21 protein-coding genes and 1 other RNA gene are annotated in these 19762 nt (G+C 64.6%); 16 read left to right on the plus strand and 6 right to left on the minus strand.

Going from position 1 to position 19762, the window contains the following annotated elements; genetic code table 11:
- Positions 1-5 precede the first annotated feature (5 nt).
- The 5 genes from AB7G19_RS10095 to ssrA all read right to left on the minus strand — a co-directional run bounded on the left by AB7G19_RS10095 (position 6) and on the right by ssrA (position 3259).
- On the minus strand, positions 6-260 hold the full coding sequence (locus AB7G19_RS10095) for a ribbon-helix-helix domain-containing protein (protein WP_014493044.1): 255 nt from the start codon (positions 258-260) through the stop codon (positions 6-8).
- Entirely contained in the window at positions 257-445 is a 189-nt protein-coding gene (locus tag AB7G19_RS10100; RefSeq protein ID WP_063981611.1) for a DUF4169 family protein, read from the minus strand. Before AB7G19_RS10100 ends, AB7G19_RS10095 begins: the two co-directional genes overlap by 4 nt.
- 278 nt (positions 446-723) lie before the next feature.
- The gene (gene fumC, locus AB7G19_RS10105) at positions 724-2172 is read right to left on the minus strand and encodes a class II fumarate hydratase (RefSeq protein ID WP_028156440.1); all 1449 of its coding nucleotides are present in this window, start codon (positions 2170-2172) and stop codon (positions 724-726) included.
- An 89-nt stretch (positions 2173-2261) separates the two neighbouring features.
- Positions 2262-2780, minus strand: a complete 519-nt coding sequence (locus AB7G19_RS10110) for an SspB family protein (protein WP_085399733.1) — start codon at positions 2778-2780, stop codon at positions 2262-2264.
- 114 nt (positions 2781-2894) lie between these two features.
- Positions 2895-3259, minus strand: a transfer-messenger RNA (tmRNA) gene (ssrA, locus tag AB7G19_RS10115).
- A gap of 96 nt (positions 3260-3355) precedes the next feature.
- On the opposite strand from ssrA, the gene AB7G19_RS10120 reads away from it, so the two are divergent.
- The 12 genes from AB7G19_RS10120 (at position 3356) to AB7G19_RS10175 (ending at position 14096) form a co-directional block, all read left to right on the plus strand.
- The gene (locus AB7G19_RS10120; RefSeq protein ID WP_085399732.1) at positions 3356-3985 is read left to right on the plus strand and encodes a chromate transporter; all 630 of its coding nucleotides are present in this window, start codon (positions 3356-3358) and stop codon (positions 3983-3985) included.
- Positions 3982-4512: a chromate transporter gene (locus AB7G19_RS10125; RefSeq protein WP_063981614.1), complete on the plus strand. Its 531-nt coding sequence runs from the start codon at positions 3982-3984 to the stop codon at positions 4510-4512. The genes AB7G19_RS10120 and AB7G19_RS10125 overlap by 4 nt, the downstream gene beginning before the upstream one ends.
- A gap of 94 nt (positions 4513-4606) precedes the next feature.
- The gene (locus tag AB7G19_RS10130; protein WP_063981615.1) at positions 4607-5368 is read left to right on the plus strand and encodes a tripartite tricarboxylate transporter TctB family protein; all 762 of its coding nucleotides are present in this window, start codon (positions 4607-4609) and stop codon (positions 5366-5368) included.
- Between the two features lie 7 nt (positions 5369-5375).
- Positions 5376-6890, plus strand: coding sequence for a tripartite tricarboxylate transporter permease (locus AB7G19_RS10135; protein ID WP_085399731.1), 1515 nt, complete (start codon positions 5376-5378; stop codon positions 6888-6890).
- Between the two features lie 135 nt (positions 6891-7025).
- Entirely contained in the window at positions 7026-8006 is a 981-nt protein-coding gene (locus AB7G19_RS10140) for a tripartite tricarboxylate transporter substrate binding protein BugD (protein ID WP_071910509.1), read from the plus strand.
- Between the two features lie 170 nt (positions 8007-8176).
- Entirely contained in the window at positions 8177-8971 is a 795-nt protein-coding gene (locus AB7G19_RS10145) for a thymidylate synthase (protein ID WP_085399730.1), read from the plus strand.
- 5 nt (positions 8972-8976) lie between these two features.
- Complete coding sequence (locus AB7G19_RS10150) at positions 8977-9462, plus strand: GNAT family N-acetyltransferase (RefSeq protein WP_085399729.1); 486 nt, start codon at positions 8977-8979, stop codon at positions 9460-9462.
- Positions 9462-9971: a dihydrofolate reductase gene (locus AB7G19_RS10155; RefSeq protein ID WP_085399728.1), complete on the plus strand. Its 510-nt coding sequence runs from the start codon at positions 9462-9464 to the stop codon at positions 9969-9971. Before AB7G19_RS10150 ends, AB7G19_RS10155 begins: the two co-directional genes overlap by 1 nt.
- A gap of 154 nt (positions 9972-10125) precedes the next feature.
- Positions 10126-11262 (plus strand): FtsH protease activity modulator HflK, encoded by a 1137-nt coding sequence (hflK, locus tag AB7G19_RS10160; protein WP_063981619.1) that lies wholly within the window; start codon positions 10126-10128, stop codon positions 11260-11262.
- Entirely contained in the window at positions 11259-12155 is an 897-nt protein-coding gene (gene hflC / locus AB7G19_RS10165; RefSeq protein ID WP_063981620.1) for a protease modulator HflC, read from the plus strand. Before hflK ends, hflC begins: the two co-directional genes overlap by 4 nt.
- 71 nt (positions 12156-12226) lie before the next feature.
- Complete coding sequence (locus AB7G19_RS10170) at positions 12227-12433, plus strand: DUF2065 domain-containing protein (RefSeq protein ID WP_025038031.1); 207 nt, start codon at positions 12227-12229, stop codon at positions 12431-12433.
- A gap of 157 nt (positions 12434-12590) precedes the next feature.
- On the plus strand, positions 12591-14096 hold the full coding sequence (locus tag AB7G19_RS10175; RefSeq protein WP_071910517.1) for a Do family serine endopeptidase: 1506 nt from the start codon (positions 12591-12593) through the stop codon (positions 14094-14096).
- Between the two features lie 144 nt (positions 14097-14240).
- On the opposite strand, the gene serB is transcribed toward AB7G19_RS10175, so the two are convergent.
- The gene (serB, locus tag AB7G19_RS10180) at positions 14241-15146 is read right to left on the minus strand and encodes a phosphoserine phosphatase SerB (RefSeq protein WP_085399727.1); all 906 of its coding nucleotides are present in this window, start codon (positions 15144-15146) and stop codon (positions 14241-14243) included.
- A gap of 11 nt (positions 15147-15157) precedes the next feature.
- On the opposite strand from serB, the gene miaA reads away from it, so the two are divergent.
- The 4 genes from miaA to ilvN all read left to right on the plus strand — a co-directional run bounded on the left by miaA (position 15158) and on the right by ilvN (position 19761).
- Complete coding sequence (gene miaA, locus AB7G19_RS10185) at positions 15158-16114, plus strand: tRNA (adenosine(37)-N6)-dimethylallyltransferase MiaA (RefSeq protein WP_085399726.1); 957 nt, start codon at positions 15158-15160, stop codon at positions 16112-16114.
- Between the two features lie 329 nt (positions 16115-16443).
- Positions 16444-18219 (plus strand): acetolactate synthase 3 large subunit, encoded by a 1776-nt coding sequence (locus AB7G19_RS10190; RefSeq protein WP_063981624.1) that lies wholly within the window; start codon positions 16444-16446, stop codon positions 18217-18219.
- A 4-nt stretch (positions 18220-18223) separates the two neighbouring features.
- Positions 18224-19195, plus strand: a complete 972-nt coding sequence (locus tag AB7G19_RS10195) for a threonine dehydratase (RefSeq protein WP_085399725.1) — start codon at positions 18224-18226, stop codon at positions 19193-19195.
- 23 nt (positions 19196-19218) lie between these two features.
- Positions 19219-19761 carry an acetolactate synthase small subunit gene (gene ilvN, locus AB7G19_RS10200; protein ID WP_014493064.1) on the plus strand — a complete coding sequence of 181 codons (543 nt, stop codon included), beginning with the start codon at positions 19219-19221 and terminating at the stop codon, positions 19759-19761.
- Position 19762: the final 1 nt, after the last annotated feature.

Genomic DNA, 19762 nt, shown 5'->3' on the forward strand with positions numbered 1-19762 from the left:
AACGGCTACTGGGCCGGGACCTTTTCCGGCTGGATGGCGGCCATGGCGCGGCTCTTGAAGTAGTCGAGGACGAACAGGCGGATCGCCGAGGACAGATTGCCCTGCTGGCGGTTGCCGTCGATCTCGCCGACCAGCTCGGACAGCGTCATGTTGCGCAGGCCCGAGATCTCCTTCATGCCGTTCCAGAACGCCTCTTCCAGGCTGACGCTGGTCTTGTGGCCGGCGACCACGATCGACCGTTTCACCACGGGCGACTTCATGACTGATCCTCGCGATCGATCTGATGCTGGTCCAGATGCGCCTTCGCCTGGTCCGCGCGCGTCTCCTCCGCCGACCGCTCCGCCTTCGTGCGGCCGAACTTCGCCCGGTTGACGTCCGCCTGCTTCGCCGTGGCTTCCCGCTCGGCGCGCTTCCTGAAACGATTCAGGTTGATGACGTTCCCCATGCCGCGTCTCCATCATCCGCTCCTCTTCTGGCAGGATGAAACATTCAGAAACTGGGTGCCGTGTTGCGCCCTATGAGACTTGATCGCCATTCGCTCGTCCTCGTCAATTGGCCCCTCGGGCCATCAAACGATGAATTAGCCCCGTCAAAGGGCAGAGAGGCCTGCGTAGCACGCCGCCTCGCCACAACATTGACGGTAATCAAATCCCGGCCCTTAGGCCTTATATTTATGAGCCCCAGGGCACCGTATCATTACGGATGACTATCGGAATTCGGAATTCATCCAGGCCGCGTCATTTTCTCCGGCTGCACCAGCCGGTCGAACTCGTCGGCTGAGACGAAGCCGAGCCGCAGCGCCTCCTCCTTCAGCGTGGTGCCGTTGGCATGCGCGGTCTTCGCCACCTTGGCGGCGTTGTCATAGCCGATCTTCGGGGCGAGCGCGGTCACCAGCATCAGCGAGCGCTGCATCAGCTCCCTGATGCGCTTTTCGTCGGCACGGATGCCGCTGACGCAATGTTCGGTGAAGGAGCGCGCGGCGTCCGCCATCAGCCGGATCGAGTGCAGCATGTTGTAGGCGAGCACGGGCTTGTAGACGTTGAGCTCGAAATGGCCCTGGCTGCCGGCGACTGTGATCGCAGTGTGATTGCCGAACACCTGGCAGCACACCATCGTCATCGCTTCGCACTGCGTCGGGTTGACCTTGCCGGGCATGATCGAGGAGCCCGGCTCGTTCTCCGGCAGGATCAGCTCGCCGAGGCCCGAGCGCGGGCCCGATCCGAGCAGGCGGATGTCGTTGGCGATCTTGAACAGGCCTGTCGCGACGGAATTGATGGCGCCGTGCGCCAGCACATAGGCGTCGTTCGAGGCCAGCGCCTCGAATTTGTTGGCGGCGCTGGTGAAGGGCAGCTTCGTAATCCCGGTAACGTGCTTTGCGAACAGTCTTGCGAAGCGCGGCTTGGAGTTGAGGCCGGTGCCGACGGCGGTGCCGCCCTGGGCCAGCGGATAGAGGTCCTTCACCGCGACCTTGAGGCGGGCGATGCCGCTTTCGACCTGCGCGGCGTAGCCGGAAAATTCCTGGCCGAGCGTCAGCGGCGTCGCGTCCTGGGTGTGTGTCCGCCCGATCTTGACGATTTTTGCGAACTCTTTCTCCTTCTTGCGGAGCGCGCGCAACAGCTCGCCGAGGGCAGGGACGAGATCGGCATTGATGCGGCTTGCGGCCGCGATGTGCATCGCGGTCGGGAACGAGTCGTTCGACGACTGGCTCATGTTGACGTGATCGTTGGGATGCACCGGCTTCTTGGCGCCGAGCTCGCCGCCGAGCAGCTCATTGGCGCGGTTGGCGATGACCTCGTTGAGGTTCATGTTGCTCTGCGTGCCCGAGCCGGTCTGCCACACGACCAGCGGGAAATGATCGTCCAGCTTACCCTCGATCACCTCGCGCGCGGCGCGGATGATGGCATTGGCCCGGCGCTGGTCGAGCAGGCCGAGCGCGAGGTTGGATTGTGCGGCGGCGAGCTTGACGATCCCGAGCGCATGCACGAGCTCGATCGGCATGCGGTCGATGCCGATGCGGAAATTCTGGCGCGAGCGTTCGGTCTGCGCCCCCCAATAGCGATCGGCGGGGACCTCGATGGGACCGAAACTGTCGGTCTCGGTGCGGCTGGCGGGGCGGGCAGTCTTCGAGCGAGCAGTCTTCGAGCGAGCAGTCTTGGCCATGAGCACATCCATTCTGCGGCGCGGAATTCCGCGCAGCCTCTTCATGTGCTCTTCTATATCGGCAGTTTGGCCGGGCGCGACCGTTTCGGGTCCAACCTAGATCATTTCTTGCGGAAACGATCGAGCCGCACCACCTCAGCGCCGCCCTGGTTCGGGGCGGTCGGCTCCTCGGCGCTTTCCGCCGGTTCACTGGCAGGTGCGGGCACCGCGACGGCCGACGGCGCGGGAGCGGCCGGCAATGTCTCGGGCGAGACCTCGGCGACATCGGAGGTGTCGAACTGGAGGCCGAACTTCACGGACGGATCGAGGAAGCTCTTGATCGCGCTGAACGGCACGATCAGCCGCTCCGGAATGCCGCCGAAGGACAGGCCGACCTCGAAGCGGTCCTCAAGCACGGTCAGATCCCAGAACTGGTGCTGGAGGATGATCGTCATCTCTTCCGGATATTGCGCCAGGAGCCGCGACGACAGCTTCACGCCCTCGGCCTTCGACATGAAGGTGATGAAGAAATGGTGCTCGCCCGGCAGTCCATGGGACGCGGCATCGGTCAGCACCTTCCGCAGCACGCCGCGCAGCGCGTCGCGGGCCAGCACATCGTATCGGATATGATCGGTCGCCATGGTGGTCCTGTTGCATTCCAGGAGTTGGGCCCTGCCGGCCCGACTCGCCAAGCCGCAATAGTACCGCGCCTGACGGGTCAGCAGGAGTCCCCGCCGGAAAGGAAATAAGAGGTAAGTGGAGGCTTCTGTTGCCAGGTGCCTCCGAACCCCGCCTAACGGAGCTTAACCCGTTAGGACTTCAGAATGGTCTTTCAAACTGCGTTACGCAGCCTGAGCAACCGGAGCAAAGTTGTCGTTGGCAACTATTGCATAGCCCGATAACGGCGGAACAATACCGAGAAAAAGAACGCCCTTTACGCCCTCGTCGATCCTATTTCGCCCCCGCCAAAGCCCGCTCTGGGTGAGCCCGCTGGTGGGCTTTGGTGGAGGCGCCGGGTACCGCCCCCGGGTCCGAATGGTTTATTGCGACGACCGTTTATTTCCATAGCCGGCGAACCGGCACCCCCAATATAGGGGGCAAAGGTTTCAAATGACAGGTGTTTCGAGCGGCGATCCCACGGTTCCCTTTGGATAGGTCCCGGGCGGGCCTCGGTATGATCTTGGCCCTGGGACGGCCAGCGTTCTAAGCTCCTGACATGTCCACGGATTCAGCACCGGCCGCCCAAGAGCCGGATCAAGAGCCAGATCAAGAGCCGGACCATCCAGCCGCCCACGCTCCTCCGCCCGGCCTCGTCGCGTTGTTCCTGGCCTTCGCCCGGATGTCGTTGGCCGGCTTTGGCGGGGTCCTGGTGTTTGCCCGCCACGCCATTGTCGATCAGCACCGCTGGATGACGGCGGACGAGTTCAACGAGACCTTTGCGCTCTGCCATTTCCTGCCCGGGCCCAACATCGTGAACCTGTCGATGGTGTTCGGGTCGCGGCTGCGCGGCATCGCCGGCGGCGTTGCCGCCTTTACCGGGCTGTTGCTGCCGCCGACGGTGATCATGACCGTGCTTGCGATCATCTACGCCCGGTTCGGCGATGTGGAGGTGCTGCGCCGGATCCTCGCGGGCATCTCCTGCGCGGCGGTCGGGCTGCTGATCGCGGTGGTCTTCCGCATGATGATGCCATTGCTCAAGCGGATGGACGTCGTCGTGCTCATTCTCATGCTCGGCGTGTTCGTTGCGATCGGCGTGCTTCGCCTGCCGCTCCAGGCGGTGCTGCTGGTCGCGATTCCCATCAGTATCGGCGTCACATATTGGGTGCGGCGGAAGGTAGCAGTATGAACAGCGAAAACCCGATCTGGGCGCTGATCTCCACCTTTGGTCTAATGTCGTTGTTCGCAGTCGGCGGCGCTGCGGCGGCGGTGCCGGAGATGCACCGCATCGCAGTCGACGTGCATCACTGGATGACCGAGAAGCAGTTCGCCGACGCCTATGCGATCGCACAGCTCTCGCCAGGTCCGAACGTACTTATCGTCACGTTAATCGGCTATGCCGTCGCCGGCATCCCCGGCGCGCTGGCGGCGACGCTGGCGATGTGCCTGCCGACGGCGCTGCTTGCCTATTATGTCAGCCGTCTGCTGAGCCGGCCCAGCCAATCGCGCTGGCCCGCCTTGATTCAGACTGCACTGGTTCCGCTATCGATTGGATTGATGGCAGCCAGCGCCCTGATCCTGGCCCAGTCGACCGATCGCACCTTTGCTGCGCTGCTTCTGACCGCGGCGGTTGCAGTGCTCGCGTCCGTCTCGCGCATCAATCCACTCTGGCTTCTGCTCGCCGGAGGCCTGATTGGTTTTGCTGGCATTGTGTAATGAAAATCGCTAGGCAGTGATCCGGGCGGGGGATCCTTTTCCAGCCGATTAGAACAACAGTGCTCGTGACTTAGGAGTCGCGGAGGAGACAAGCATGGCCGACACGATGGGCCACTCGGCGACTGCCACCCGAAACACCTCGGTGGCGATCGGCTTCTGCCTGCTGGCGATCGCGCCGCAGATTTTCGAATTCATCTGGTCGATCGGGACGATCTTCGGCTGGGGTGCCGGGCGCGGCCCACTGCAGGTCGTAACCGGCCATGCGACGGCGCTGCTCGCCGGCGCGCCCAGTGCCATATTCGGATCGTTCGGTGCCGGCACCAAGAAGGCATCATCCGATGTGCTGCTGGCCCTGATCTATTCCTATCCACTGTTTGCAGTGGCGATCCTCACGCTGTTCATGACGATCCGGTCGGCGCAGGACTATGTCGGCGGCGTCATCCTGATGGCGCTCGCCCTGTTCGCGCTGTGGGCGTCGAGCGATCTGCAGGGCATGCGCGGCTTCTCCTTCGGCGCCGGCACGGCGCCGCGGATGTTCGGTGGATTGCTGGTGGCCTTGTCGGCCGGCATCGCCTTGACCGGCCTTTTGACCGATGGGCCGGCGATGGCCCATTATTCCTGGCGCGGGCCTCTGTTCGTGATGGTCGCGATCCTGTTTTTCGCGCTGGCGATCCGGCCACTCGGCCTCGTGGTCACGGCCTTCGTGAGCTTCATGATTGCGGCGCTGGGCTCGCATGAGACGCGCTGGCTGGAGGCCGCCATCGTCGGCGCCTGCCTGACGCTCGGCTGCGCAATCCTGTTCCCGTACGTGCTCGGGTTGCCGATGCCGATGTTCCCGCGTTTCCTGGTTCAGTGAGGGTGTAATGGAGCTCTTTGCCAACCTCGCTCACGGTTTTGCCGTCGCGTTCTCTCCGATCAACCTGCTGATGTGCCTGATTGGTGCCCTCGTGGGCACGCTGGTCGGCGTGTTGCCGGGCATCGGCACCATCGCGACGGTCGCGATGCTGCTGCCGATCACTTTCGGCCTGCCGCCGGTCGGCGCGCTGATCATGCTCGCCGGCATCTATTACGGCGCCCAGTATGGCGGCTCGACGACGTCGATCCTGGTCAACATACCCGGTGAGGCGACATCGGTCGTCACCGCCATCGACGGCCACCAGATGGCCAAGCAGGGCCGTGCCGGCCCGGCGCTGGCGATCGCCGCGATCGGCTCGTTCTTCGCCGGCTGCGTTGCGACCGTTTTGATCGCCGTCCTCGGCGCGCCGCTCACGAAGCTCGCGCTGGCGTTCGGTCCGGCCGAGTATTTCTCGCTGATGGTGCTCGGCCTGATCTTCGCGGTGGTGCTGGCCAAAGGCTCGGTGCTGAAGGCGATCGCGATGATCGTGTTCGGCCTGCTGCTCTCGATCGTCGGCTCGGACATCGAGACCGGCGCCTCGCGCATGGCCTTCAACATTCCGGAGCTCGCCGACGGCCTCGGCTTCGCGACGGTAGCGATGGGTGTGTTCGGCTTCGCCGAGATCATCCGTAACCTCGACGCCGGCGCCGAGATGAACCGCGATCTGGTGCAGCAGAAGATCACCGGCCTGATGCCGACCAGGAAAGACCTGGTCGATTCGGCGCCTGCGATCCTGCGCGGCACGGTGCTCGGCTCGATCCTCGGCATCCTGCCCGGCGGCGGCGCGGTCATCGCGTCGTTTGCGGCCTATACGCTCGAGAAGAAGCTCGCCAAGAACCCGTCGCGGTTTGGCCGCGGCGCGATCGAGGGCGTGGCGGGGCCGGAAAGCGCCAACAACGCTGCGGCGCAGACATCGTTCATTCCGCTGCTGACGCTCGGCATCCCGCCGAACGCGGTGATGGCGCTGATGGTCGGCGCGATGACCATCCACGGCATCGTGCCGGGCCCGCAGGTCATGCAGAAGCAGCCGGATCTGGTCTGGGGCATGATCGCCTCGATGTGGATCGGCAATCTGATGCTGATCATCATCAACCTGCCGCTCGTCGGAATCTGGGTGCGGCTGCTGCGCGTGCCTTACCGGCTGATGTTCCCCTCGATCGTGATCTTCTGCGCGATCGGCATTTACTCGGTGAACAACGCACCGGTCGACGTCATTCTCGCGGGCGTCTTCGGTCTGGTCGGCTACTGGCTGATCAAGCACGATTTCGAGCCGGCGCCGCTGCTGCTCGGCATGGTGCTCGGACCGCTGATGGAAGAGAACCTGCGTCGTGCGCTTCTGATCTCGCGCGGCGACTGGAGCGTGTTCCTGACGCGTCCGTTGTCGGCGGTGCTGTTGGCGATCGCGGCGTTTCTGCTGATCCTCACGGTCCTGCCCGTGCTGCGCGCCAAGCGCGACGAGGTGTTCACCGAATCCGAGAACTGACCGCGCCTGCGTCGTCGCGGCGCCCTGCGTCCGCACGCCGCATTCGGAAGTCGAATCGACTTGTGTGACCGCTTCGTGAAATGAAAATGCCGGCCCTGTGGCCGGCATTTTTGTTTTACGTCCGAGGGGATCGAGATGACTTCCATTCGCGCGCTTGCGGGCGCATGTGCCGCAGCGTTCGCATCGTTGTGCGGCTTTGTCGCACCGGCGGAGGCGCAGACCTATCCGACGCGCAGCATCACCATGATCGTGCCGTTCGCGGCCGGCGGACCGACCGACGTGATTTCGCGCATCGTCACCGGGCACATGGCGCAGACGCTCGGACAGAGCATCATCATCGAGAACGTGGTCGGCGCCGGCGGCACCACCGCGACCACGCGCGCTGCGCGCGCGGCCAATGACGGCTATACGCTCATTACCGGGCATATGGGCACGCATGCCGCCTCCGTGCCGCTCTATCCGAAACTCGCCTACCATCCCGAAAAGGATTTTGAGCCGGTCGCGCTGCTCGCGGGCACGCCGATCCTGATCCTGGCGCGCAAGGACTTTCCGCCGAAAGACCTCAAGGAGTTCGTCGCCTACGTGAAAGCGAACGCCGAGAAGGTCAATGCCGCGCATGCCGGCGTCGGCTCGGTCTCGCACGTCTCCTGCGAGCTCCTGCACTCGATCCTCGACATCAAGCCGGTCGGCGTGCCCTTCAACGGCACGGGCCCCGCGATGAATGCGCTGGTGGCCGGACAGGTCGACTACATGTGCGACCAGATCGTCAATGCGGTGCCGCAGATCAATGCCGGCACCATCAAGGCCTATGCGATCGCGACGGCCGAGCGCAATCCGTCGCTGCCGAACGTGCCGACCACGGCGGAGGCCGGCCTGCCTGCGTTCCAGGCCCAGGCCTGGAACGCGATGTTCGCGCCGAAGGGAACTTCGCCCGCGATCATTGCGAGCCTGAATGCCGCCGCCATCAAGGCGCTCGACGACGAGACCGTGAAGAAGCGCCTGCTCGAGCTCGGTAGCGTCATTCCGGGTCCCAAGGACCGGACGCCGGAGGCGCTGGCGACCCTCGTCAAGAACGAGATCGCGAAGTGGACCCCGGTGCTCAAGCCGGCAACTTAACGAGCACTTTCAAGCCGATAGGCGAGGGGCGGGACGCAAGTTCCGCCCCTTGTTGTTTGCACCGGGAACAGTCACTTTTCGGGGTATAATGGGGTTAAACAGCGAATCGCTGCTGTCGTAGCGCGGGGCGCGCCGTTAAGTTCGCCGCCTCCCCAAAGGCTCAATGGCACATGCACCAGTATCAGGACCTGCTCGAGCGGATTCTTTCAGACGGCGCCGAGAAGACCGACCGGACCGGCACCGGCACGCTGTCGGTGTTCGGCCATCAGATGCGCTTCAACCTGTCTGCCGGCTTCCCGATGCTGACCACCAAGCGGCTGCCGCTGAAGGCGATCGTGCATGAGCTGTTGTGGTTCCTGAAGGGCGACACCAACATCAAATATCTGCGCGACAACGGCGTCACCATCTGGGACGAGTGGGCCGATGCCAATGGCGATCTCGGGCCGGTCTATGGCCATCAATGGCGTTCCTGGCCCACGGCCGACGGGCACAGCATCGACCAGATCGCCAATGTCATCGACATGATCAAGCGCACCCCGGATTCTCGCCGGCTGATCGTCACCGCCTGGAATCCCGCCGACGTCGAGAAGATGGCGCTGCCGCCCTGCCACCTGCTTTTCCAGTTCTATGTCGCCAACGGCAAATTGTCGTGCCAGCTCTATCAGCGCTCGGCCGACGTCTTCCTCGGCGTGCCCTTCAATATCGCTTCCTACGCGCTGCTCACCATGATGGTGGCGCAGGTCACGGGATTGAAGCCCGGCGACTTCGTGCATTCGCTCGGCGACACCCATCTTTATTCCAATCACCTGGAGCAGGCGAAGCTCCAGCTCACGCGTGCGCCGCGGACGCTGCCGGTGATGCGGATCAATCCTGATGTGAAGGACATCTTCTCCTTCCGTTACGAGGATTTCGAGCTCGTCGGCTACGATCCGCATCCGCACATCAAGGCGGAAGTCGCGGTCTAGCGCAGATGTCGTTGACCATCCGCCGCGTGCGCGCCGGTGAAGCCGGGCTGGTTCTTGCTCTCATCCGCGAGCTTGCCGAATACGAAAAGCTTTCGCACGAAGTCGAGGCGACCGAGGCGATGATTGCGGAAGCGCTGTTGGGCGAGCGTCCGCAGCTCTATTGCGCGATTGCCGAGTGGAACGGCGAGCCGGTCGGCTTTGCGGTCTGGTTCGTCAATTTCTCCACTTTCAGCGGCCGTCACGGCATCTATCTCGAAGATCTCTATGTGCGGCCGTCGCATCGGGGCAAGGGCCTTGGCAAGGCGCTGCTGGTCTATCTCGCCAGGGAGTGCGTCGACAACGGCTGGTCGCGGCTGCAATGGGCGGTGCTCGACTGGAATGCGCCGTCGATCGCGTTCTACAAATCGCTCGGCGCCGTCATGATGGACGACTGGACGCTGTGCCGCGTCACCGGCCCCGCGCTGACACGACTTGCAGGGAGCGCGTCCTGATGGAGATCATCTTCGTCGTCGCGATCGCGGAGAACGGCGTCATCGGCGCCGGCAACGGGTTCCCGTGGCGATTGAAATCCGACATGGCGCGCTTCAAGGCGCTCACGATCGGCAAGCCCGTGATCATGGGCCGCAAGACCTTCGAAACCCTGCGCCGGCCGCTTCCTGGCCGTACCAACATCGTCATCACGCGCGATGCGGATTATCGCGCCAATGGCGCCATCGTCACGACATCGGCTGCCGATGCGGGCGCGGTTGCGCTTGGCGATGCCCTGCGGCGTTCGGTCGCCGAGATCGCGGTGATCGGTGGCGCCGAGATCTATCGGCAATGGCTCGATCGCGCCGATCGCCTCGAAATCACCGAAGTGCATGCGCGTCCCGAAGGCGACACGCATTTCGACATCGACAAGGCAGAGTGGGATGAGGTTGGGCGCATCCGGCATCCTGCCGGCCCCGACGACAGCGCCGACTACTCCTATGTGACATATCGTCGGCGGGCGGGCAATTAACCGCATTCGTCAATGTTTACATTGACTTTTTCGTGCCCGAGCATAGCTCGAAGGACAGCCCGGGCCGCGTTGTAAGGGACTTGCCTGTCCCCTATAAAGCCGGACCGGACAAAGCGGGCGGGGGCGATTTTCACCCTGCCGAGGAGAGCGTCGAATGCCGTGGAAGAATCAGGGCGGTGGCCCATGGGGCTCGGGTCCGAAGGGACCATGGGGCAACGGCCCGCAACCGGTCGGGCCAAGGCCGCCGGATCTGGAAGACCTTCTGCGGCGCGGCCAGGACCGCCTCCAGCAGATCATGCCGGGCGGCTATTTCTCCGGCATCGGCATCACGCTGATCGTCCTGCTCATCATCGCGTTCTGGCTGCTGTCGGGCTTCTTCCGGGTGCAATCCGAAGAGCTCGGCGTCGTGCTGCGCTTCGGCAAGCATGTCCGCACCGTGCAGCCGGGTCTGAACTATCATCTGCCCTATCCGATCGAAACCGTGCTGCTGCCGAAGGCGTTGCGCGTCAACACGATCTCCATAGGCATGACGCTGATCGACGATCCGGCACGACGCGGCCGCTCCATTCGTGACGTGCCGGAAGAGAGCCTGATGCTGACCGGCGACGAGAATATCGTCGACGTCGACTTCACCGTGCTCTGGCGCATCAAGCCGGACGGCGTCGGCGACTTCCTCTTCAACATCCAGAATCCCGAAGGCACCGTGAAGGCGGTCTCCGAGAGCGCGATGCGCGAGGTGATCGGCCGCTCGCAGATCCAGCCGATCCTGACCGGTGCGCGCAACGTTACCGAACAGGGCGTGCAGGAGTTGATCCAGAGGACCTTGGACAGCTACGGCGCCGGTATTCTCATCAGCCAGGTGCAGATGCAGAAGGTCGACCCGCCGGCGCAGGTGATCGACGCGTTCCGCGACGTCCAGGCGGCGCGCGCCAATCTCGAGCAGTTGCAGAACGAGGCGCAGACCTACGCCAACCAGGTCGTGCCGCAGGCACGCGGACGTGCGGCGCAGATCACGCAGGCCGCCGAAGGCTACAGGGAGCAGACGGTCGCCGAGGCCAAGGGCCAGAGCTCGCGCTTCCTGAAGGTTTACGAGGAATACAAGAAGGCGCCCGACGTGACGCGTGAACGGATCTATCTTGAGACGATGGAGCGCGTGCTCGGCGGCGCCGACAAGCTCGTCTATGACGGCGGCCCCTCGGGCCAGGGCGTTGTGCCCTATCTGCCGCTCAGTGAGTTGACGACCAAGCGGCCGCCTACCACCGGTCAGCAGTCGAGCGGAGGCAACCGATGAGGTCTCCGGTCACAGGTATCGTCACGCTGCTCGCCCTCCTGCTCGTCGTGATCGTCGGCTACATGTCGCTGTTCACGGTGCAACAGACCGAGCAGACCATCGTGCTGCAGTTCGGCCGTCCCGTCGACGTCGTCACCGCGCCCGGCCTGCACTTCAAGGCGCCGTGGAATTCGGTGATCAACATCGACAAGCGGATCCTCGATCTGGAGAACCCGTCGCAGGAAGCGATCGCGTCCGACCAGAAGCGGCTCGTGGTCGACGCCTTCGCGCGTTACCGCATCAAGGACGCGCTGCGCTTCTACCAGAGCGTCGGCTCGATCCAGGCCGCCAACATCCAGCTCACCACGCTCCTGAACGCGGCGCTGCGCCGCGTGCTCGGCGAGGTCACCTTCATCAACGTGGTGCGCGACGACCGCGAGAAGCTGATGCAGCGCATCCGCGACCAGCTCGATCGCGAGGCCGACGGCTACGGTATCCAGGTCGTCGACGTCCGGATCCGCCGCGCCGACCTGCCGGAGCAGAACAGCCAGGCGGTCTACCAGCGCATGAAGACCGAGCGCGAGCGCGAAGCCGCCGAGTTCCGTGCGCAGGGCGGCCAGAAGGCACAGGAGATCCGCTCCAAGGCCGACCGCGAGGCGACCGTGATCGAGGCGGAAGCCAAATCGCAGGCCGAGCAGATCCGCGGCGTCGGCGACGCCGAGCGCAACCGCCTGTTCGCGGAAGCCTACGGCAAGGACGCCGACTTCTTCGCCTTCTACCGGTCGATGACGGCCTATGAGAACGGGCTGCGCGCGAACGACACCCGCTTCCTGCTGCGGCCGGACTCGGATTTCTTCCGGTTCTTTGGTAACCCGTCCGGCAAGACGGCAACCGAGACGCCGGCGAAGCCGTGAGCTAGACAGAGGGCGGCAGTTCTGCCGCCCTTCGTCCAGACAAGAACAGCACTACGGGAGGTTCCATTCCGATGAGGTCCATTGCGTTCGCCGACTTCCTCATCGGCTTAGGCATCCTGTTCGTGCTGGAAGGCTTGATGTTCGCGGCAAGTCCGAACTGGATGCGCAAGGCCATGAAAAGCGCCATCGCCACGCCGGACAATATCCTGCGGGCGGTTGGGATCGGTTCGGCCGTGGCCGGCCTGGTCTTGATCTGGGTTATGCGCCGTCCGATTTAGGCGTCACGCCAACGCCAAAGTGAAGGCGAGAGACTGGTTTTCGCCGTATTATCCGGGTCTTGAGGCCCGTTAAGCTCCGCGCTTGCGCCGTCCCCCCGTTCGAGCGCAGTCTTGGGGGCGAATCCTTGGCGCCTGATCCTTTTCTCTGGAGATACCAATGACCGCTGCCACCATTGCCCCGACCCGCTTGCGCTTAGGGCTGGCCGCGCTCGCCGTCAGTGCATTCAGCGCGTTCGGCACGCCGGCCCTTGCGCGTGGCCCGGACGGGATCGCCGACGTCGCCGAGAAGGTGATCGACGCGGTCGTCAACATCTCGACCTCGCAGACCGTCGAAGCCAAGGGCGGCGGCGGCGGCAGCAACACCATGCCGCAACTGCCGCCCGGCTCGCCCTTCGAGGAGTTCTTCGACGACTTCTTCAAGAACCGCCGCGGCCCCGGCGGCGGCAGCAAGGGCGGCGAGCGCGGTGACAACCCGCCCCGCAAGACCAACTCGCTCGGCTCCGGCTTCATCATCGACACCGCTGGCGTCGTCGTCACCAACAACCACGTCATCGCGGACGCCGACGAGATCAACGTCATCCTCAACGACGGCACCAAGATCAAGGCCGACCTGGTTGGCGTCGACAAGAAGACCGACCTCGCCGTGCTGAAGATCAAGCCGCCGAAGCCGCTGGTGGCGGTAAAGTTCGGCGACTCCGACAAGTTGCGCCTCGGCGACTGGGTGATCGCGATTGGCAATCCGTTCAGCCTCGGCGGCACGGTGACGGCCGGTATCGTCTCGGCCAAGAACCGCGACATCTCCTCGGGGCCGTATGACAGCTATATCCAGACCGACGCTTCCATCAACCGCGGCAATTCCGGCGGTCCGCTGTTCAACCTCGATGGCGACGTCATCGGCGTCAACACGCTGATCATCTCGCCCTCCGGCGGCTCGATCGGCATCGGCTTTGCCGTGCCCTCGAAGACGGTTGTCGCCGTGGTCGATCAGCTCCGCCAGTTCGGCGAACTGCGCCGCGGCTGGCTCGGCGTGCGCATCCAGAGCGTCACCGACGAGATCGCCGAGAGCCTCAACATCAAGCCCGCGCGCGGCGCGCTGGTCGCCGGCGTCGATGACAAGGGCCCGGCCAAGCCCGCCGGCATCGAGCCCGGCGACGTCGTCGTCAAGTTCGACGGCAAGGACGTCAAGGATCCCAAGGATCTCTCCCGCGTCGTCGCCGACACGGCGGTCGGCAAGGAAGTCGATGTCGTCATCATCCGCAAGGGCCAGGAGGAGACCAAGAAGGTCACGCTCGGCCGTCTCCAGGATCCCGACAAGGTGCAGGCCGCGGTCAAGACCGACGAGCCGGCGCCCGAGAAGCCGGTGACGCAGAAGGCGCTCGGTCTCGATCTTGCCGCGCTCAGCAAGGATTTGCGCACGCGCTACAAGATCAAGGACAGCGTCAAGGGCGTGGTCGTCACCAATGTCGACGCCAATTCGGATGCTGCCGAGAAGCGCCTCTCCGCCGGCGACGTCATCGTCGAGGTCGCGCAGGAGGCCGTCTCCAGCGGCGCCGACATCCAGAAGCGGGTCGACCAGCTCAAGAAGGACGGCAAGAAGTCTGTGCTGCTGCTCGTCTCCAACGCCGACGGCGAGCTGCGGTTTGTGGCGTTGAGCGTGCAGTAGTCGCCGCACAATCCAGTAGGGTGGGCAAAGCGAAGCGTGCCCACCATCTTTCCACCATCGCGACAAGAGTGGTGGGCACGGCGCAAGCGCCTTTGCCCACCCTACGGCCGCTGGGCGTGCCGCAAGTGCTGACGACGGGAGAGGCTAAGCCTCCACGAACTCGTCCCGCCGATACCCCTGAGCATAGAGCAGCGCGGTGAGATCGCCATGGTCGATCCGCGCGGCAGCCGCAGCCGCGACCGCTGGCTTGGCGTGATACGCCACGCCCAGGCCCGCCGCCTGGATCATCGCGAGATCGTTGGCGCCATCGCCGACCACGACCGAGTCGATGTCGTCGAGATCGAACGACTCCATCAGATCCACCAGCGTCGCGAGCTTTGCCGCGCGGCCCAAAATCGGCTCCTTGACCTCGCCGGTGAACTTGCCGTCGCGGACGACGAGCTCGTTGGCGCGGTTCTCCTGGAAGCCGATCTTGGCGGCGACCGCGCGCGTGAACAGCGTGAAGCCGCCGGAGACGAGACAGGTATAGGCGCCGTGGGCGCGCATGGTCGCGACCAGTTCGCGGCCGCCCGGCGTCAACGTGATGCGCTTGGCCAGCACCTCGTCGACCACGCTGGCGGGAAGGTCCTTCAGCAGCGCGACGCGCTCGCGCAGCGCTGGCTCGAACTCGATCTCGCCGCGCATCGCGCGTTCCGTAATCGCCGCCACGTGGGCCTTCATTCCGACGAGATCGGCGAGCTCGTCGATGCATTCCTGGCCGATCATGGTGGAATCCATGTCGGCGAGAAAAAGCTTCTTGCGCCGGAAGCCGACTGGCTGCACCACGATGTCGATGGGAAGGTCGCCGCGAAGCTCGCGCAACCGCTGTTCGATGGCGTGACGGTCGCCTTGGAGGTTATCCTGCGCGCCGAAGGGAATGTCGACCGCAACCCCGTCAAACAGCCAGTGCGCAGGTTGCGCCTGGGGCAGCACGGCGCGGGCGCCGTCGACGATGGTGCTGTCGAGCGCGGGATTGTCGGGATTGCAGATCAGCGTGGCGACGAGGGACATTTGAGGTTTTCGTGAGCGAGGGACAAGTCAGCAGAAGACATGTTGGCAAGGCCGTGCTTATCGCAGGCCCGACCGCCAGCGGCAAGTCGGCGCTGGCGCTCGAGCTTGCCCTGAGTACGGGCGGAATCGTCATCAATGCCGATTCCATGCAGGTCTATCGTGACCTCCGCATCATCACCGCGCGCCCCACACATGGCGAGGAAGGACGCGCGCCGCACCGTCTCTACGGCCACGTCGATGCGGCCGTGAATTTCTCGGCCGGCGCATGGGTGGTCGACGCGACGAAGGCGCTGGACGAGGCGAAAGCCGAAGGCCGCCTGCCGATCTTCATCGGCGGCACGGGCCTTTATTTCAAGGCGCTGACGGCGGGCCTCTCCGTGGTGCCGCCTATTCCCGCCGAAATACGTGAGGACGTGCGCGCGCGGCTGGAGCGGAACGGCGTCGAGGCGCTGCATGAGGAACTTGCACGCCGTGATCCGCGCGCCGCCGAACGATTGAACCTGCGCGACCGCACCCGGATCGCGCGCGCGCTCGAAGTGGTCGAAGCGACGGGCCGTTCGCTGCTCGACTGGCACCATGAAGGCCAGCCGCCGCTGCTGCCCAAGGACAGTTTTCGCGCGGTGTTTCTCGCCCCCGAGCGCGACGAGCTCTATGCCCGCATCGATGCCCGTTTCGATGCCATGCTCGGTGCCGGCGCGTTGAGGGAGGTGGAGTGGCTCGCCGCCAGACATCTCGATCCGCTGCTGCCGGCGATGAAAGCCCATGGCGTGCCGGCCCTGATCCGGCATCTGCGCGGTGAGATCGGCCTGGACGAGGCGGCCACGATCGGTCGCGCCGACACCCGCCACTACGCCAAGCGGCAATTCACCTGGTTCCGGCACCAACTGCCCGAGTTCGAATGGGTGAAGCCGGAGGAGGCGAGGGGGTGGCTTGCCGCCATCGTGAATGCGGAGCGGGACCTCCGCTGACGCGCTTTTGTACCCGGGTTCCCGAATTTACCTCTCGCCGAACCCTGGGAACACCGCTACATTGCCAAAATCGCGCGGGAACGGTCGCATTGCCTTGACATCCGGGCTTTGACCGTTATGTTTCGCGCAACCTTTGGGAAGCCGGGCACCTGCCATGCGTAACATTATTACCAAACTCCTTATCGCCGTCGTACCCAGGCACACCGCCGGGGGTGGCTAGCTGCCATCCACAAGACAGGCGGTGTGCATGGGCCCTCTTCGGGGCCTTTTTTATTTCCCGAACCCGACACGAACGAAGCCGCTGACAACAGCGCATCCGGAGCAAGACAATGAGCGACAAGAGCCACGATCCGAACCAGATGACCGGCGCCGCGATGATCGTTCGCGCGCTCATCGATCATGGCGTGACCGACATTTTCGGCTATCCCGGTGGCGCCGTGCTTCCGATCTATGACGAGATCTTCCAGCAGAGCGAGGTCCAGCACATCCTGGTCCGGCACGAGCAGGGCGCGGGCCACGCCGCCGAGGGCTATGCGCGCTCGACCGGCAAGCCGGGCGTTGCGCTGGTGACCTCCGGTCCCGGCGCCACCAACATGGTGACGCCGCTGACCGACGCGCTGATGGACTCGATTCCGCTGGTCTGCATCTCCGGCCAGGTGCCGACGCATCTGATCGGCAACGACGCGTTCCAGGAGTGCGACACGGTCGGCATCACGCGGCCCTGCACCAAGCACAATTGGCTGGTGCGCGACGTCAACGATCTCGCCAAGGTGCTGCACGAGGCCTTCTATGTCGCGACCTCCGGCCGTCCCGGCCCGGTGCTCGTCGACGTGCCCAAGGACGTGCAGTTCGCGACCGGCACCTATCATCCGCCGCGCAAGTCGGACGTGCACCGCTCGTACGCGCCGCGCGTGAAGGGCGACGCGACGCAGATCCGCAAGGCCGTGTCGCTGCTCGCCAATGCCAAGCGCCCGGTGATCTACAGCGGTGGCGGCGTGATCAATTCCGGCCCCGAGGCGACCAAGCTCCTGCGCGAGCTGGTCGAGGTCACCGGCTTCCCGATCACCTCCACGCTGATGGGCCTGGGTGCCTATCCGGCGTCGGGCAAGAACTGGCTCGGCATGCTCGGCATGCACGGCACCTATGAAGCCAACATGACCATGCATGATTGCGACGTCATGCTGTGCGTCGGCGCGCGCTTCGACGACCGCATCACCGGCCGCGTCGATGCGTTCTCGCCGGGCTCGAAGAAGATCCACATCGACATCGATCCGTCCTCGATCAACAAGAACATCCGTGTCGACGTGCCGATCATCGGCGACTGCGGCAACATCCTCGGCGACATCCTCCAGGTGTTCAAGGCGGAAGCGAAGAAGCCCGACATCAAAGCCTGGTGGCAGCAGATCGCGCAGTGGCGCGCCCGCAACTCGCTCTATTACAAGAAGAGCAACGACGTGATCCTGCCGCAGCACGCGATCCAGAGCCTGTTCGAGGCGACACGCGGCAAGGACACTTACATCACGACGGAAGTCGGCCAGCACCAGATGTGGGCGGCGCAGTTCTTCGGCTTCGAGGAGCCGCATCGCTGGATGACGTCCGGTGGTCTCGGCACCATGGGCTACGGCCTGCCGGCCGCGGTCGGCGTGCAGGTTGCCCATCCCGACAGCCTCGTCATCGACATCGCGGGCGATGCCTCGGTGCAGATGACGATGCAGGAGATGTCGACGGCGGTTCAGTACGAATTGCCGATCAAGATCTTCATCCTGAACAACCAGTACATGGGCATGGTGCGGCAATGGCAGCAGCTGCTGCACGGCAACCGGCTATCGCATTCCTATTCGGAGGCGTTGCCGGATTTCGTCAAGCTCGCCGAAGCCTATGGCGGCGTCGGCATCCAGGTGCACAAGCCCTCCGATCTCGACGGCGCCATCCAGGAGATGATCTCGGTCAAGCGTCCGGTGCTGTTCGACTGCCGCGTCGCGGCGCTCGAAAACTGCTTCCCGATGATCCCCTCCGGCAAGGCGCACAACGAGATGCTGTTGCCCGAGCAGGCCAACGACGAAGCCACGGCAAAGGCGTTCGCCGGCGGCAAGGCGCTGGTGTGACGTCATGTTCGACCTGACGGAGCTCGAGCGCGCACATGCGATCGTGGGGCAGGCGGTGCCGGCGACGCCGGCACGCGGCTGGCCGCTGCTCGCCGAGCGCCTCGGGACGCAGGTCATCGTCAAGCACGAGAACCACACGCCGATCGGCGCCTTCAAGGTGCGCGGGGGTCTCGTCTATCTCGAACGGCTGAAGCGCGAGCGGCCGAACATTCCGGGCATCATCTCGGCGACGCGCGGCAATCACGGCCAGAGCCTGGCCTTTGCCGCGAGCCGTCACGGCGTGCCGGCAGTGATTTACGTGCCGCGCGGCAACTCGGTCGAGAAGAACCGCGCGATGAAGGCGTTTGGCGCCGAGCTCGTCGAGCATGGCGAGGACTTTCAGGCGGCCGCCGAAGAGGCGCAGCGGCGCGCCCAATTTACCGGCCTGCACATGGTGCCGTCGTTCCATCCGGATCTCGTGCTCGGCGTCGCCACCTATGCGCTCGAACTGTTCCGGACGGCGCCGGATCTCGATGTTCTCTATGTGCCGATCGGGCAGGGCTCTGGCATCTCCGGCTGCATCATGGCGCGTGACCTGCTCGGCCTGAAGACCGAGATCGTCGGCGTGCAGTCGACCGAAGCGCCGTCCTACGCGCTGTCGTTCGCGGCCGGCAAGGTCGTGACGACGAAGACCAGCAACACGCTGGCCGACGGCATGGCAACGCGCATTCCCGACGCAGACGCGTTCGCGCTGATCCGCAAGGGTGCCGCGCGCATCGTGCAGATTTCCGACGACGAGGTCGCCGCCGCGATCCGCGCCTACTGGACCGACACGCACAATCTCGCCGAAGGCGCCGGCGCCGCCGCGCTCGCCGCGGCGCTTCAGGAAAAGACCAAGCTGTCAGGCAAGCGCGTCGGTCTCGTGCTGTCCGGCGGCAATATCGATTTCGATCTGTTCCGCAGTTGGGTCGGGGCAGAGGCGCCAGCGATGGCGTGACGGAGAGACAAGAGGGGACGACCATGAACCAGCCGGCATCCGCCTATTTCATCGAGGACCGCCACGATCCCAACGAGACGCATACGCTCTCGGTGCTCGTGCAGAACGAGCCGGGCGTGCTCGCGCGCGTCATCGGGCTGTTCTCCGGGCGCGGCTACAACATCGAAAGTCTCACCGTCTCGGAGACCGAGAGCCAGAAGCACCTGTCGCGCATCACCATCGTCACCACGGGCACGCCGATGGTGATCGAGCAGATCAAGCACCAGCTCGACCGCATGATCCCGGTCTATCGCGTCGTCGACATGACCCTGACCAAGCGCTCGATCGAGCGCGAGCTTGCGATGGTGAAGGTGCGCGGGCAGGGCGAGCATCGTGTCGAGGCGCTGCGGCTGGCGGATGCGTTCCGCGCCCGCGTGATCGATGCCACCACCGAGAGCTTTGTGTTCGAGATCACAGGCAATACGGACAAGATCAACCAGTTTATCGACCTGATGCGCCCGCTCGGCCTTGTCGAGGTGTCGCGCACCGGCGTTGCCGCGATTGGCCGCGGGCCTGAGGGGATGTGAG

The sequence above is a fragment of the Bradyrhizobium sp. 215_C5_N1_1 genome (genome assembly GCF_052075935.1).
Lineage (GTDB): Bacteria > Pseudomonadota > Alphaproteobacteria > Rhizobiales > Xanthobacteraceae > Bradyrhizobium > Bradyrhizobium barranii.

What these genes read in the sequence shown, in the direction of transcription:
- AB7G19_RS10095 (WP_014493044.1), bottom strand. Translation starts at nt 260, where the DNA reads ATGAAGTCGCCCGTGGTGAAACGGTCGATCGTGGTCGCCGGCCACAAG.
- AB7G19_RS10100 (WP_063981611.1), bottom strand. Translation starts at nt 445, where the DNA reads ATGGGGAACGTCATCAACCTGAATCGTTTCAGGAAGCGCGCCGAGCGG.
- fumC (WP_028156440.1), bottom strand. Translation starts at nt 2,172, where the DNA reads ATGGATGTGCTCATGGCCAAGACTGCTCGCTCGAAGACTGCTCGCTCG.
- AB7G19_RS10110 (WP_085399733.1), bottom strand. Translation starts at nt 2,780, where the DNA reads ATGGCGACCGATCATATCCGATACGATGTGCTGGCCCGCGACGCGCTG.
- AB7G19_RS10120 (WP_085399732.1), top strand. Translation starts at nt 3,356, where the DNA reads ATGTCCACGGATTCAGCACCGGCCGCCCAAGAGCCGGATCAAGAGCCA.
- AB7G19_RS10125 (WP_063981614.1), top strand. Translation starts at nt 3,982, where the DNA reads ATGAACAGCGAAAACCCGATCTGGGCGCTGATCTCCACCTTTGGTCTA.
- AB7G19_RS10130 (WP_063981615.1), top strand. Translation starts at nt 4,607, where the DNA reads ATGGCCGACACGATGGGCCACTCGGCGACTGCCACCCGAAACACCTCG.
- AB7G19_RS10135 (WP_085399731.1), top strand. Translation starts at nt 5,376, where the DNA reads ATGGAGCTCTTTGCCAACCTCGCTCACGGTTTTGCCGTCGCGTTCTCT.
- AB7G19_RS10140 (WP_071910509.1), top strand. Translation starts at nt 7,026, where the DNA reads ATGACTTCCATTCGCGCGCTTGCGGGCGCATGTGCCGCAGCGTTCGCA.
- AB7G19_RS10145 (WP_085399730.1), top strand. Translation starts at nt 8,177, where the DNA reads ATGCACCAGTATCAGGACCTGCTCGAGCGGATTCTTTCAGACGGCGCC.
- AB7G19_RS10150 (WP_085399729.1), top strand. Translation starts at nt 8,977, where the DNA reads ATGTCGTTGACCATCCGCCGCGTGCGCGCCGGTGAAGCCGGGCTGGTT.
- AB7G19_RS10155 (WP_085399728.1), top strand. Translation starts at nt 9,462, where the DNA reads ATGGAGATCATCTTCGTCGTCGCGATCGCGGAGAACGGCGTCATCGGC.
- hflK (WP_063981619.1), top strand. Translation starts at nt 10,126, where the DNA reads ATGCCGTGGAAGAATCAGGGCGGTGGCCCATGGGGCTCGGGTCCGAAG.
- hflC (WP_063981620.1), top strand. Translation starts at nt 11,259, where the DNA reads ATGAGGTCTCCGGTCACAGGTATCGTCACGCTGCTCGCCCTCCTGCTC.
- AB7G19_RS10170 (WP_025038031.1), top strand. Translation starts at nt 12,227, where the DNA reads ATGAGGTCCATTGCGTTCGCCGACTTCCTCATCGGCTTAGGCATCCTG.
- AB7G19_RS10175 (WP_071910517.1), top strand. Translation starts at nt 12,591, where the DNA reads ATGACCGCTGCCACCATTGCCCCGACCCGCTTGCGCTTAGGGCTGGCC.
- serB (WP_085399727.1), bottom strand. Translation starts at nt 15,146, where the DNA reads ATGTCCCTCGTCGCCACGCTGATCTGCAATCCCGACAATCCCGCGCTC.
- AB7G19_RS10190 (WP_063981624.1), top strand. Translation starts at nt 16,444, where the DNA reads ATGAGCGACAAGAGCCACGATCCGAACCAGATGACCGGCGCCGCGATG.
- AB7G19_RS10195 (WP_085399725.1), top strand. Translation starts at nt 18,224, where the DNA reads ATGTTCGACCTGACGGAGCTCGAGCGCGCACATGCGATCGTGGGGCAG.
- ilvN (WP_014493064.1), top strand. Translation starts at nt 19,219, where the DNA reads ATGAACCAGCCGGCATCCGCCTATTTCATCGAGGACCGCCACGATCCC.